We start from the raw sequence: 13,582 nt of genomic DNA on the forward strand, positions 1-13,582 counted from the left end.
GCTAATGAGTGTTATTGTGCAACAACAGAAGTTCCGTTTTGCAGATTAATCTGTCCGCTGGTCACGACTTTGTCGCCCGCTTTCAGTCCTTTTGTGATTTCATAAAATTCGTTGGTCGTGGCGCCGATGGCTACGTCGCGCAGGTTTGCTTTGCCGTTTTCAACCACGTAAACCTGTGGCTGTTTCGCTGAACCCGTAATTGCCTGGCGTGGCACGGCCAATGCCTCGCCTTTCACTTCGCCAGTGTTGGCGATGGAGCCATACATGCCTGCTTTCAATGGATTTTTCTGTGAATTCTGAACCGTGATCTCTACCGGATAATTGTGCGCATCATCGCCTTCTGCGCTTACCATGGTCACTTTCCCTTTGAAATCTACGTCAGGATAAACATCCGTTTTGATGCCGATCGTTTTGCCATTGCGAAACTCATTTACCGATTTTTCAGGAATGTTCACCACCAATTTCAGCAGGGAAATGTCTGTAATCTCGGCCATAGGCGTTCCTATGCTCACTACGGAGCCTTTTTCAACCATTTTGGCCGTCACAATCCCCGAGAAAGGAGCGATGATGCTGGTGTTGGCAACCTGTTTTTTCAATTGCTTGATCTGCGCTTCGGTGCTGCGAATGCTTAGTTGCGTTCTTTCCAGGTTTACCGCAGGAACCGCGTCGCCTTTTACGAGCACTTCGTAACGTTTCAAATCATTCTGATAACCTTCCAATGTAACCTGCGCGGCCTCGATCTGGTAACGCAATTGCTCGTCGTCCAGCTTGGCGATCAGTTGTCCGGCCTTTACGAATTGTCCTTCTTCAATGTTCAGACGAACGATTTCGCCGCCTGCCTGCGGACGGATCTCTACTTTGCGGTTGGGAGTAAAAGATCCCAAAAAGGATGCTTCCTGTGATAATCGCCGTATTTCTGCGACGGCAACTTTCACACCTACTTTGGGATCTGTATCGGGTATGTAAACTTTCTGTGCTGTCTTTTCTTTGTTGTCCAGCAATTTTGCCGCAGTAAGTCCAATGCCTGCAATCACGGCTAAAAATATAAGTAAACGTTTCATAATCTTGATGTTAATGTTTAGTACAGTAGTAGTTGAGTGTTATTTTTGAATGAGTGAGCCGGTCGCTTTTTTCCATTCCAGCTCAGCTTTCAGCAATTGGACAAGCGATGTGAGATAATTGCTTTGCGCGTCCAGGTTGCTGTTTTCAGCTTGAATTACATCTGTCAGCGAAACCGTTCCCTCCTTGAATTGCAGCTGGATCTGTTTGTAAACCCTGGATGCCAGCGCCACCTGGTCTTTCTTAGCATTAATGTTCCTTTGTTCGACGGCGAATTTGTTGCGCGCATTGGCTTCTTCCATGGCGATTGACTCTTTCACTTGCCTCAACTGCACATTCAATTTGTCATTATCAATCTGATTCTGAGTGCGTTTGGCGCGTCGGGCCATTCCGTCGAACACATTCCAGTTTAGCTGCAAACCAGCCCAGTAACCAGGCACATCCTGAAACGTTGAATTCTCGCCCCCTTTGGCATAGAACGCCATATTAGCGACTCCGTAGGCATTCACAGTGGGGATAAATCCAGACTTAATGTTCTTGTCCTGCAACTCATTCAGATCACGTTGCTTATTCAATAAGGCCACATCCGTGCGCCTTAATTCAGCATCCTGCGCTTGTGCAGGCAGCGAAACATCGCTAACGTTAACTGTTATACGCAACGAGTCGGTCTGTGGCGTGCCAGTGTAATATTTGAGAAGATTAACGAGCTGGCTGTAATTGTCTTTCAAAGTGGCCAGCTGCGTTTCTGTTGTAGTTTTGTTGATTAAAATCCGGTCAACATCCACGCGCTGGCCTAACTTATTCTGATAAAGGAGGTCTGAAACTTTGTGCATGCGGTCCAGCGAAATGAGGTTGCTATCTAAAAAAGCCATTTGCTGCACCACCGTAACGATATTGTAATAGGCATCCGTAACATTGTAAGCCACATCTTCTTTGGTTTTCACCGTGCTTAATGAAGTCAGCTCGCGATTGAGATTAGCTGCTTTCAAAGCATATTTTACAGACGGATTGTACAGATTCTGAGTCACTTGCGCTGTCGTTGACAAATTGTAAGGCAAACCGAACGCCAATGTGCTATACTGTCCTTCTGGCCCGCCAAATGCGCTTGCAGGCACGACCTGTCCTGGGATTTTGAAATAACGTCTGTAATCTCCGGAAACCGCGACATTAGGCAGTAAAGCAGATTTCACCTCGTCAATCCTTGCGTTTGTTTTCCGTTCTTCCAGCTGCGCCGACTGAATGGAAAAATCATTTTTCATGGCTAATTCTAAGAGTTGCGGCAGCGAATATTCCTGCGCTTTTGTGCTGCCTATCGCCACAAAAGACAATAGGGCTGCGATATGAAATTTTAATTTCATGGCTAATTTCAAGTAAATGTTTATTTTAAATGTTTGTTTAAACGGAGGGCAAAAAAATTTAGATTAACTGATTACCAAATAATTGCAAATCATTTCCTTAATGTGGTTTTTCTGAGTTTCTGCAAACTTTTCAAAATCTTCATCCGTCATATTGTAAAGCTTCTTGTGAATGGGTTTTCCCAGGAAAATAAATTCAACAGAGCATTTGATCAGCGGCAGCAAGTTTTCAAGTCTGAGCTCCCGGATCGTTCCATTCGCAATGCCCTCTTCCAGCTGGGTTGTAAAATAGGATTCCTGTAATTTTTTGAAAACCGACATGCCAGAGAACAAGCGGTCCGGTTCCTTGTGAATTTCATTCATGATAAAAATCACCAAATCAGGCTCATTTTTCATCATATTGAAATCGTTTTCGATCATCTCCGAAATCTTGCTCTTAATGTCAATCTTCTTATTGAGAATTTCGAGCGTGCTGTTAAAATACATATCCAGCACTTCACTGAAAATCTCAAGAAACAGCTTTTCCTTACTTCTGAAATAATAATTCGTCAATGCAATGTTCATATCAGCTTCGCGGGCAATGTCTCTCGACGTCGTTCCATCGAAACCTTTTTTAAGAAAAACCCTTCTTGCCGCCTCCTTAATCTTGTCCTCGCTTTTTTCTCCTATGCACTTCACTTGCTTGTCTTATTTAAGTTTCTGTCAGGTTATTCTAAACCGCACAATGTATTAATACAAACCAAAGGTCTGCAAAAAAATTCCTTCTCACAACTGTTTTAAATAAATAATTTAAACAACCATTTAAAACTATAATTTAAAACTAATATTTATCTGATTAATACAATTCCACCTGTTCACAAGGCGGCTCTTCGCTCAACAGCTCAAAACTTTGCCGGGCAATCTCAAACTCCTCATTTGTAGGCACAACCAGGATTTTCACCCGCGACTCTGCCGAACTTATTTCCTTAATCTCGGATGATTTGATGCGATTTGCTTCCTGATCGATTTTTAATCCCAAAAATTCCATATCCCTGCAAACACGCTCCCGCATCTGCGGATCATTCTCGCCTACGCCGGCTGTAAAGATGACTGCGTCGAGACCGTTCAATGTGGCGGCATAGGAACCAATGTATTTTTTAATCCGATAGGCATACATATCCGAGGCGAGTTCCGCATCATAATTGCCCATTTCCAGCAGTTTCCGCACATCGCGCATGTCGCTATGGCCCGTGAGCCCGAGCATTCCGGATTGTTTGTTTAATAAAATATCCATTTCGTCCGGCGTCCTGCGTTCCTGCCTTAGCAAATGCAGGATTACGGAAGGATCAATGTCGCCCGACCTTGTTCCCATGATCAATCCGCTCAAAGGCCCGAAACCCATGCTCGTATCCAGCGACTTGCCGCTATCCACGGCCGTAATGCTGCAACCATTTCCCAAGTGAATGCTGATAATCTTGGCATCCGGCTTGCCCATCCACGCCATCGCTGCAGCACTCACATATTTGTGGCTTGTGCCATGAAATCCGTAAGCGCGGATGCGCATCTCAGCGTAATATTTTTCGGGAATGGCGTAACGAAAGGCATATTCAGGCATGGATTGGTGAAATGCGGTGTCGAAAACGGCAACCTGCTTTGCGTTAGGAAATGTTTTTTCCGCAATTTCAATGCATTTGTAATTCACCGGATTATGCAGCGGCGCGAGCGAGAATAAGGAACGGATCTTTTCCTTCACCTCATCCGTCACCATTACAGCAGTTGTAAAATCCTCGCCACCATGCACCACGCGGTGTCCGACCACTTCTATTTCATTTATGTTTTCAATGATCCCGGTTTCGAAATCAGTGAGCAGCTGCACGACTTTTTGAAGGCCTTCCGCGTGATCTTTTACGAAGAATGTGCTTTCTGTCAGCTTCTCAACGCCGTCTTTCTGCACCTTATGCCGGATAAAGCAGTTTTCTTTTCCAATCCGCTCCACAATCCCTGCACTGAGCGGTTGCTGATCGGGCATTTTGAAAAACTGGTATTTCAGCGAGCTACTGCCCGAATTGATGATGAGAATGTTCATTCTTGCTGACATTGAATGGCGGTGATTACCACGGTGTTGAAAATATCGTCCACGGTGCAGCCGCGGCTCAGATCATTGATGGGCTTGTTCAATCCCTGCAACATCGGCCCGATCGCCAAAGCGCCCGTTTCACGCTGAACGGCCTTGTAGGTGTTGTTTCCGGTGTTCAAATCCGGGAAAATCAGCACGCTGGCTTTTCCGGCCACTTCGGAATTAGATAATTTCTGATTGCCCACAATCGGGTCCACAGCAGCGTCATACTGGATCGGCCCTTCGACTTTCAGCTGCGGCGCGCGCTGCTTCACGATGGCTGTCGCTTCCCGCACCCTTTCCACGTCCTCCCCTTCTCCCGACGTTCCCGACGAGTAAGACAACATGGCGATGCGCGGCTCAATGCCAAACCTGGCACTGCTTTCAGCAGAAGAAATGGCAATGTCGGCCAGCTGCGATGCCGTTGGATTCGGGTTAACGGCACAGTCGCCAAAGATCGCTACGCGGTCGGGCAGGCACATGAAGAAAATAGACGAGACGATGGAAACGCCCGGTTTTGTTTTGATAAACTGCAATGCCGGCCGGATCGTGTGCTGCGTCGTATGCACCGCACCCGACACCATTCCGTCTGCATGACCTTTGTAAACCATCATAGTCCCGAAGTAAGAGACGTCGGTCATCAGGTCGCGAGCCATTTCCTCGTTCACATTTTTATTCTTACGCAGCTCATAAAGTGTCTGCACGTAATCTTCATAATTTTCCGAGTTAGCCGGATTCACGATTTTGACCACATTCAGGTCCAGATCTATGCCTAGCCTTTTGATAGAAGCCGCAACTTCGTTCGGATCACCAAGAATCGTCAGATCAACCACATTCTGGCTGATTAACCTTGCAGCAGCGCGTAAAATCCGGTCGTCATTTCCTTCCGGCAGCACAATGTGTTTTTTCTGGCTTTTAGCCCATTTAACCAACTGATACTGAAACATATGCGGCGTGATTCCTTCGGGCTGGAATGTAATGATCTTGTCGTCCAGCACCTTCATATCTACATATTTTTCAAAAGTGTCGATAGCCAGCTCTATCTTCTTGGTGTTATCCGCAGTGATCCGCGAATGGATCGCGCCTATGGCCGTCGTCGTGCCGAATGTTCCTTGCTGCACTGCTATGATCGGAATCTGGGTCTGCAAACCTTCGATCAGCCGCATAACAGGCTCTTCCGGAACAGTGCCGGCCGTTAGGACAATGCCCGCGACTTTGGGATAATTGGTCGAAAGGTTGGCTTGCAAGGCACCTATCACAATGTCACCCCGGTCCCCCGGCGTAATGATCAGGACATTCTCTTTGATATGGTTTAAAAAATTGGGCAGCATCATTGCGCCCGTCACGTAATTATCCACCTGGCTGGAAAGCAAATGTTCGCCGAATAAAACTTTGGCATCCAGCGCATCCGTGATCTCGCGCATGGTCGGACTTTGCAGCGCCTTTTCCCAGGGAATGACGGTGAGCATAATGTCCGCTGGCAATTGCATCCGAAGCAACTCACGCACATCTTCCACCTGCTCGGCCTTCACGCGGTTGGCCACAATGCCCAGCACCTGCACTTCACGCGATTCGAAATTCCGGAGCACATTCAGCGCCGAGTTAATGATCTGCGCAGTAGATTTATTTTCACCATTAATGATCGTGAGCACAGGTGCGCCCAGATTCTTGGCAATGGCCGCATTGGATTCAAATTCAAAAGCAATCCCTTCGCCCAGAAAATCGCTTCCTTCAATGACCGTGAAATCATAATCCTCTTCCAGCTTTTTGAACTTGCTGATGATCGTGTTGATCATTTCGCCCCAGTTTTCCGATTCGGGATGCTGCAAAACTTCCTGACGGGTGAATGCAAATGTATCCTCGTAGGGAATAGGAAGCGAAAAATGGTTGATAATGGCTTCAATGTGCTTGTCTTTTCGCCCCGGCTCCTGCTGGGAAATAATGGGTTTAAAAAAACCGATCTTTTGCGTTTTGGACAAAAGCATATTCACCAGGCCCAATGCAATCACTGACTTCCCTGCATAAGGCTCGGCGGAAGCGATAAAAATGGTCTTTGTCATAAGGTGTAGCGGAAAAAGCGATAAGAGCTGTGCTTTGGGCAAAAGCTAAAAAATTATTCCAAGGTGTTCCATTCCGCCACTTGCTCCTCCTGCTTCTCCACCAGCCAAACCCTGCTTTCCGGAAACTGCGTTATCATTTGTTTGCTTTTCTCTATTCCCGCAACACTGAATGCCGTTGCGAGTGCGTCCGCCACCGTTCCGTCCGGTGAAATTACCGTGGTACGCACGTGAAACAGCAGCCCTATGCCCGTTTTTGGATCCACAATGTGCGAATACCGGATCCCGTTGTATTCCATATAGCGATATGTCGGACCGGACGTCGCCAGCGCGACATGGGACAAAGGCATTGTTTTGAGGGAATCGCTGCCATTTGAAATGGTAATGTTCCATCCTTTTGTTCCCGGCGGCGGATTGGTGAGGACTATTTTACCCCCCGCATCCATCATGATGGACTTAATATCAAAGCTTCTCAGGACTTTCACCGCTTCCTCGGCTGCAAACCCTTTACCTAACCCGCCAATGTCCAGCCGCATGCCTTTTTGTGTTAAAAGCACTTTTTTCCGTTTTGCATCAAGTTTTAATTTCTTATAGCCCGTTCTGGACATGGCGTCCCTGATAGCAGAATCCGCGGGGAAAATCCCTTTCCGAGTTGCATGGCGCCACATTTGAACCACTGGCCCCAATGTCGCGTCGAAAGCACCGTCTGTTTTTTCGCTGATATCCTGGCTGATGGCGAGAATGTTGAACAGTTCGTCGCTCACATGGACCCATTTACCGCTGCCTGACTGCGCCGAGAGCAAGTTTATTTCGCTTCCGTCGCGATAATCGCTTAATAGTTCATTCAGTTTTTCAATGCGTTTGAATGCTGCCTGTGCTGCGACCTTGGCTATGGAGTCGTTTTTTGCATAAAAAACCAGCTTGAAAGGAGATCCCATCATGCCTTTTTCGAAACTATACCGGCTTTCCTGGGCATTACAAAAGCTGGCTATTATACTCAATGCCAAAGCGATCGCCCATTTGTATTTGTTATCTGAAAACTTTACTGCCATTTACTTTGATATGATAAGCTGTATTTTGAATGTTCAAAAGTATTCGATTTGAGATAATAACTGCTTTTTACGGCCGAATGTTGCCATGCTGCCGTACCGCTTACACCATAAAAAAAGGGGTGCAGATCTGAATCCGCACCCCTTTTGGCTATTAATTATTTCAATATGCTATTATCCAAAGTAATCCGCCATGTGATTCCGGTCTGCATGCTGGTGCGGATGAGAGTCAATCGCGTCCTTAATCATCCCGGCGCCAATAAATGGCAGGGAAATGATGGTTGAAATGATCATCGCAACAAATAAGATCGTCGCGAACAGAAGCTTACCTGAGTAATATATGATGTTGGTGATGAAGTTCATAGCCGTTACTGTTTATGTGATATTTTTCAATGACAAAATTAAATAAATAACCATGCCAGCCTAATTTTATATGATAATTTTCTTATAAATTTAAACATTTAAGGGCTTTTAGGCAGTTTTGACTATGATAACAAGGCAATTTTTACAATGCTTGTCAAACACATTCGAGGCGCAAGAAAGTATAAGAATAATTTATTCTACAACATACACACCTATAACGCAACATGGCAAAATTTCTCGTCCTGTTTTTCAAGATCCTGTTCGCAGCGATCCTCGCGATTGCGACCATTATTACCGTTGTCATTTTGTCCCCCGCCTGGCTGATCTTCTGGATATGGAAGCAGTTGTCTGAAAAAATTCCGCGCAGCTAAACGAATGCTTCAAGGACTTTTTATATTGCAATCTACTGACGACGAATGCTCCTATGAAACGAAGAAACTTTGTGCGCCTCACATCTGCGGCAGGAATTACCCTGGCTGCATTTCCTCTTTTTAAATGTAATTCCGAGACGAGCAATAGGGAGCCACAGGATGAGGATTCATTTCAATTATCAGAAATGACGGTGGCACAAATGCAGGATGGAATGAAAAAAGGAACATTAACATCCCGCGCCATCACAAAAAGTTACCTGGATCAAATCGAATTACTGGACCGTAACGGCCCGAAAATCAATGCGGTGATCGAGGTGAATCCCGATGCGCTTGCGATTGCAGACGCAATGGACGCGGAGAGGAAGAAAGGAAATGTGCGAGGCCCTATGCACGGAATTCCTGTTTTAATCAAAGACAACATTGATACAAAGGACAAAATGCAGACAACGGCGGGCTCCATCGCGCTAGCCGGTAACATTGCATTATTGGACGCATTTGTCGTGCAGAAAATGCGTGAGGCGGGCGCGGTGATCCTTGGAAAGACCAATATGAGTGAGTGGGCAAATTTTCGCTCTACACGTTCGACGAGCGGATGGAGCAGCCGCGGCGGTCAAACCAAAAATCCATACATCCTGGACCGTTCGCCCTGCGGGTCGAGTTCCGGATCAGGAGCGGCTGTGGCTGCTAACCTCTGCGCAGTAGCTGTGGGCACGGAAACCAATGGCTCCATCGCCTGCCCGGCAGCCATGAACGGCGTTGTAGGCATCAAACCGACTGTGGGGCTCGTGAGCCAGACGGGCATTATCCCGATATCAGCAACGCAAGACACCGCCGGACCACTCGGCCGGACTGTTGCTGATGCGGCTATGCTGCTCGGAGCAATGGTCGGTGCCGATCCGGCCGAGCCCGAAGATACCCGCGTGGATTATGCGCTTTTTAAAGATTTCTCCTCATCGCTTGATGCCAATGGCTTGAAAGGCAAGCGCATTGGAATCGAAAAAGCATTTTTGAAACAGCACGAAGATGTAGATGCCCTTTTGAAAAAAGCGTTGGACCAGATGAAACAGAAAGGCGCTGTGATTGTGGAGGTCGATTATATGAAGGCTCAAAGTACGGATGGAGCTGAATCCATATTGTTGCAATACGAGTTCAAGGATGGACTGAATAAATATCTTTCTAAATCCAATGCGAAGATAAAGTCGCTCGAAGCGCTCATTGCATTCAACAAAGCAAATGCGGAGAAAGCAATGCCCTATTTTCAGCAGGAATTGCTTGAAATTTCCCAAACGAGAGGTGATCTTGAATCAAAAGAATATCAGGATGCCCGACAGAAAATATTGAATGTAAGAGTGGAATTAAACCGGCTTTTCGAATCCGAAAAACTGGATGCCTTATGTGGCCCGGCGACTGGCCCGGCCTGGTGTAATGACCTGGTAAATGGTGATTTCTGGACGGGATATGGCGGCTATGGACCCGCTGCTATCTCGGGATTTCCTTCTGTGACCGTTCCTATGGGTTCCGTGGACGAGCTTCCGATCGGGATCTCGTTTCTCGGAAAAGCTTATGGAGAAGCGGACCTGATCCGCATGGCCTATGCGTACGAGCAGGCCTCTAAAAACAGAATTGCCCCCAAGTTTTTGAAAACACTCGGGGGCTGAGATATGAGAAGGTTTGTGTTATCGTGCTAAATACAATTCGTAGATAGACCCTTTCTGGCCTAAAAACTGATTGGCTTCCTGCTGGGAATAAATGCTCAGGCCCAGCTCATAAAAATCTTCAAACTGATTGTAAGGATAAGGAGTGAATTTCACCTTGTCCGGGAAAAGCATGGACGTAACCACGTTCTCCTGCAAGGCACGCCGGATCTGCGACATAGGGACCACGAGGCCCAGCAAAAGAAATATCATTAAAGGATATGCCACTTTCTGCTTGTACCAATGTGGATGCTCTTTGATCCAGGTGGAAAAACCTTGCAGGATAAAAAGCGAAAGCAAAGTCAAAACCGGTGTATTTCCTCTCAGGAACCAGTCGTTCCATTTACCCATTCTCACCAGCGAAATCAGGATAAGGAGCGTAAACAATGCTACTATGATGTCCCGGTTGATGTTTTTATGAAGGTTCAGGATGAACACAATGCCGATCAGCACGCCCAGATCAATGACCACACCGAAGAAATAGTGAAATGCGATCTCGTTCAAAGGATTGAACTGCCATATAAAACCTGCTATAACCGAACTTTTACCAGACAAGAAATAGAAGAAAGTCGGGATGAAGATCAGGCCGGGAACGAGAATGTCAATCAGCACCTGACGTTGGAAAAATGCTTTGATATCCCTGCCATAACGCAGCAGGATAAGCATTGAGAAAATGATCACAAAAACGATCGAAGGGAAAATCCCCCAGATAAAAATGGCGATCACGGCCAGGAAGCTGCGTTCGGGCTTTTTCAAATACACATAGTCATGGAAGAGAATGGACGAAACAATGATGATCGGGATTAGCTGGTTAGGCGCCCATTGCGCCTGATAAAGCACGGGCCAGATTTCTGTGAAAAACGGGGGCACGTGATAATTGAGACCGATTAACCTCAAAGTAACCACTTTCACCAAATGCCCTATGCCTCCCAGCGAAAGGAACAGCACGAGCGACAGATAACTTTTTCCCGTAAAAATGAATATCCAGCAAAACCCAAGAAACAGCCCCAGAGAAGCCCACAGATAAAGCGCTATTCCAGATAATTCGCCCAGCATTTTAGAGATCAGCGCGGGAACCAGGAAAAAACCAAAATAATGACAAGCATAACGACCATTTGCCTTAAATAAAACCGGCCAGGAATGATTGAAGAGCGTGTAGTATTTTGAATTATGTGCCCAGTAATCAAATGCCTGGAAGCAAAATCCCCCTATCCCCGAGAATGCAATAATGAGCAAGGAAATAACGGATATCTGAACCAGCTGCTTGCTGCTGAGTTCGGCCAGATTGTTTTTTTCGAGGCGATAATTGTAAACGAATATACAGATGATCGCCAGCGCAAGCATAACCGACAAAGGCAACCGAAACCATCCCAGCGAAAAAATCAGGTTAGGCAAAAGAAGGTAGCCCAAACTTAAATTGCGTAGTAGCGTTGTTTTCATTTGAAATTTCCGGCAAACAAAATGTAAAAGATGGTGTGGAGAAGGCAAAAAGGCATATTAAAGCTCTCGAAAACTTCGGGCTTTTGAAAACGCAGTTAGCATACGGCAAACAAAACATTCTTACTAGTTGTAAAATCGGGATCAAATTTGTTCTAATTTTTATTCAAATCCAATGCATCCGGCACAAATATTGGAAATAATGTAGTATAAGTTCTATCAGCAAGTAACCCCTTCATTTCCGCTCCTTTTGAAGTCATAAGAACCATATCCTACAATGAACAGAAGAATATTTGTAAAAGGGGCGGCTGCTGGAATCTGCACATTACCCATCACCTCAGCGCTCGCATTCAGCACTGTAACCAAGAAGATACAAAAAATGCCGGAATGGTTGGATACGCTGGTAAAACAAAATGATGTCGGTGTAGAGGCAATCAGAAAATTGCAGATTAAGGATGCTGCAAATCCCGCATATGGTGGCCTGATGGACGCTTTTGACGTTGTTAATCCACACACCACATCCGCACTGATCCAGGCAGGCGGCAATGCAATCTCGACTTCAAACTCCCGCTTTTTTCAATCGCCGGAACTACTGGCTGATATGGACCTGGCAGCATTATATCTTGTCAAAACGCAGCATGCGGATGGAACCATTGATTTGCTTTCCACCAATTTTCATTCGACCCCGGATACAGGATTTCTCGTGAAGCGCCTCGCAACCGCATATACGCTCATTCAGAAATCAGGGACAAAAGGTTCTGAAAAAATGCTCGCAAACCTTAAAACCTTCCTGATCCGGGGCGGAAACGCATTGTCGGTCGGTGGGATCCACACGCCCAATCACAGATGGGTGGTGTGTGCGGCGCTGGCCAAGCTCAACTCGCTCTGGCCCGATCCCAAGTATGTGGCCCGGGCGGAAGAATGGCTCGGTGAACACATTGACATGGATCAGGATGGGCAATACAATGAAAAAAGCACTTTTATTTATTCCTCACTGACCGATCGGCTGCTTATCACGATTGCGAATGGCTTCAACAAACCGGAACTGCTGGACAACGTTCGGAAGAACCTGGATATGACGATGTTTTACGTTCATCCCAATGGCGAGATCGTCACTGATGCGTCAGGCCGGCAGGATAAGGCATTGATAGGGACATTGGAAAACTATTATTATCCTTATCGCTATCTGGCTTTGAAAGATCAAAACGGTGGTTATGCAGCAATGTGCCAGATGATCGAAAAGACGGCCGGACTTAAAATCGGCGGTTTCCTGGACTATTACCTCGCCGACCAGACATTATGGAAAGACTTGCCCGCTCCGAAGCCGCTGCCGGTTAACTATGTCAAAACTTTCCCAAATTCGGGCCTCGTCCGCATCCGCCGGGGCAACTGGGACAGCACATTGATCGCCAACAACCCTACCTGGTTTACATTCATGAAAGGAAATGCGGTTTTGCAGGGCGTGCGACTGGCCTCTTCGTTTTTTGGCAAAGGTCAGTTTCAGTCGGAGCAAATTGATGAGCAGGGAAAAACCTGGGAACTTATTCAGACATTGGAAGGACCTTATTACCAACCCTATCCCAAAGATTTTATTGCCAAAGACGGAGACTGGGAGAAAATGCCGCGCCTCTTCCGGCCTGTTAGTGAAGTGCAGACCCTGGAAACAAAAATCCTGATCAGCGAAACGGATGATGGCATGCAGATCGAGATCCAAACCTCCGGCACCGAACGCGTCCCTTTGGCTCTTGAACTTATTTTCAGGCCGGGCGGAACATTCACCGGGCTTACCCAGATTGAAAAAGCCAAAGATTCGTGGCTGCTGAAAGAAGGGACCGGGAGTTATAGCTTGAATGGTGACACCATTTCTTTTGAACCGGGAATTGGCTTGCACAAAAACATTGCATTACGCGGCGCGCTTCCGCCCGTGGAAGCGCCCACTGTGTTCCTGACCGGCTTTACGCCTTTCAAACATATCATCCGCTTTTCGTAACACCTTCTTTACTTTTAAAACCCAATTTTGATCTAAGAAAAAAATAACTAATTCACTTACTGGCAAGCATTTAATATCGTGATTATTCGTTAAATTTGATTTTACCCTCCCC

11 protein-coding genes are annotated in these 13,582 nt (G+C 46.4%); 3 read left to right on the plus strand and 8 right to left on the minus strand.

The window, feature by feature from the left end:
- Positions 1 to 11: 11 nt before the first annotated feature.
- The 7 genes from LZG74_RS12915 to LZG74_RS12945 all read right to left on the minus strand — a co-directional run bounded on the left by LZG74_RS12915 (position 12) and on the right by LZG74_RS12945 (position 7,978).
- Complete coding sequence (locus tag LZG74_RS12915) at positions 12 to 1,061, minus strand: efflux RND transporter periplasmic adaptor subunit (RefSeq protein ID WP_233796987.1); 1,050 nt, start codon at positions 1,059 to 1,061, stop codon at positions 12 to 14.
- A 39-nt stretch (positions 1,062 to 1,100) separates the two neighbouring features.
- Positions 1,101 to 2,417 carry a TolC family protein gene (locus tag LZG74_RS12920; protein ID WP_233796988.1) on the minus strand — a complete coding sequence of 439 codons (1,317 nt, stop codon included), beginning with the start codon at positions 2,415 to 2,417 and terminating at the stop codon, positions 1,101 to 1,103.
- Positions 2,418 to 2,480: 63 nt separating this feature from the next.
- A complete protein-coding gene (locus LZG74_RS12925) occupies positions 2,481 to 3,092 on the minus strand; it encodes a TetR/AcrR family transcriptional regulator (RefSeq protein ID WP_233796989.1) in 612 nt (203 codons plus the stop codon).
- A gap of 157 nt (positions 3,093 to 3,249) precedes the next feature.
- Positions 3,250 to 4,479 (minus strand): acetate/propionate family kinase, encoded by a 1,230-nt coding sequence (locus tag LZG74_RS12930; protein ID WP_233796990.1) that lies wholly within the window; start codon positions 4,477 to 4,479, stop codon positions 3,250 to 3,252.
- Positions 4,476 to 6,569: a phosphate acetyltransferase gene (pta, locus tag LZG74_RS12935; protein ID WP_233796991.1), complete on the minus strand. Its 2,094-nt coding sequence runs from the start codon at positions 6,567 to 6,569 to the stop codon at positions 4,476 to 4,478. Before pta ends, LZG74_RS12930 begins: the two co-directional genes overlap by 4 nt.
- Positions 6,570 to 6,622: 53 nt before the next feature.
- On the minus strand, positions 6,623 to 7,618 hold the full coding sequence (locus LZG74_RS12940; protein ID WP_233796992.1) for an FAD:protein FMN transferase: 996 nt from the start codon (positions 7,616 to 7,618) through the stop codon (positions 6,623 to 6,625).
- 171 nt (positions 7,619 to 7,789) lie between these two features.
- Positions 7,790 to 7,978 carry a hypothetical protein gene (locus LZG74_RS12945; protein WP_026631695.1) on the minus strand — a complete coding sequence of 63 codons (189 nt, stop codon included), beginning with the start codon at positions 7,976 to 7,978 and terminating at the stop codon, positions 7,790 to 7,792.
- A 224-nt stretch (positions 7,979 to 8,202) separates the two neighbouring features.
- On the opposite strand from LZG74_RS12945, the gene LZG74_RS12950 reads away from it, so the two are divergent.
- Entirely contained in the window at positions 8,203 to 8,349 is a 147-nt protein-coding gene (locus LZG74_RS12950) for a hypothetical protein (protein WP_233796993.1), read from the plus strand.
- Between the two features lie 53 nt (positions 8,350 to 8,402).
- A complete protein-coding gene (locus LZG74_RS12955) occupies positions 8,403 to 10,007 on the plus strand; it encodes an amidase (protein ID WP_233796994.1) in 1,605 nt (534 codons plus the stop codon).
- 18 nt (positions 10,008 to 10,025) lie between these two features.
- Here the strand turns inward: LZG74_RS12955 and LZG74_RS12960 are convergent, their stop codons facing one another.
- Positions 10,026 to 11,483 (minus strand): hypothetical protein, encoded by a 1,458-nt coding sequence (locus LZG74_RS12960; RefSeq protein WP_233796995.1) that lies wholly within the window; start codon positions 11,481 to 11,483, stop codon positions 10,026 to 10,028.
- 274 nt (positions 11,484 to 11,757) lie between these two features.
- On the opposite strand from LZG74_RS12960, the gene LZG74_RS12965 reads away from it, so the two are divergent.
- A complete protein-coding gene (locus LZG74_RS12965; protein ID WP_233796996.1) occupies positions 11,758 to 13,470 on the plus strand; it encodes a hypothetical protein in 1,713 nt (570 codons plus the stop codon).
- Positions 13,471 to 13,582: the final 112 nt, after the last annotated feature.

Origin of the sequence: Dyadobacter sp. CY327 (assembly GCF_021390415.1) — a bacterium.
Lineage (GTDB): Bacteria > Bacteroidota > Bacteroidia > Cytophagales > Spirosomataceae > Dyadobacter > Dyadobacter chenhuakuii.

What these genes read in the sequence shown, in the direction of transcription:
- LZG74_RS12955 (WP_233796994.1), top strand. Translation starts at nt 8,403, where the DNA reads ATGAAACGAAGAAACTTTGTGCGCCTCACATCTGCGGCAGGAATTACC.
- LZG74_RS12945 (WP_026631695.1), bottom strand. Translation starts at nt 7,978, where the DNA reads ATGAACTTCATCACCAACATCATATATTACTCAGGTAAGCTTCTGTTC.
- LZG74_RS12960 (WP_233796995.1), bottom strand. Translation starts at nt 11,483, where the DNA reads ATGAAAACAACGCTACTACGCAATTTAAGTTTGGGCTACCTTCTTTTG.
- LZG74_RS12950 (WP_233796993.1), top strand. Translation starts at nt 8,203, where the DNA reads ATGGCAAAATTTCTCGTCCTGTTTTTCAAGATCCTGTTCGCAGCGATC.
- LZG74_RS12965 (WP_233796996.1), top strand. Translation starts at nt 11,758, where the DNA reads ATGAACAGAAGAATATTTGTAAAAGGGGCGGCTGCTGGAATCTGCACA.
- LZG74_RS12915 (WP_233796987.1), bottom strand. Translation starts at nt 1,061, where the DNA reads ATGAAACGTTTACTTATATTTTTAGCCGTGATTGCAGGCATTGGACTT.
- pta (WP_233796991.1), bottom strand. Translation starts at nt 6,569, where the DNA reads ATGACAAAGACCATTTTTATCGCTTCCGCCGAGCCTTATGCAGGGAAG.
- LZG74_RS12920 (WP_233796988.1), bottom strand. Translation starts at nt 2,417, where the DNA reads ATGAAATTAAAATTTCATATCGCAGCCCTATTGTCTTTTGTGGCGATA.
- LZG74_RS12940 (WP_233796992.1), bottom strand. Translation starts at nt 7,618, where the DNA reads ATGGCAGTAAAGTTTTCAGATAACAAATACAAATGGGCGATCGCTTTG.
- LZG74_RS12930 (WP_233796990.1), bottom strand. Translation starts at nt 4,479, where the DNA reads ATGAACATTCTCATCATCAATTCGGGCAGTAGCTCGCTGAAATACCAG.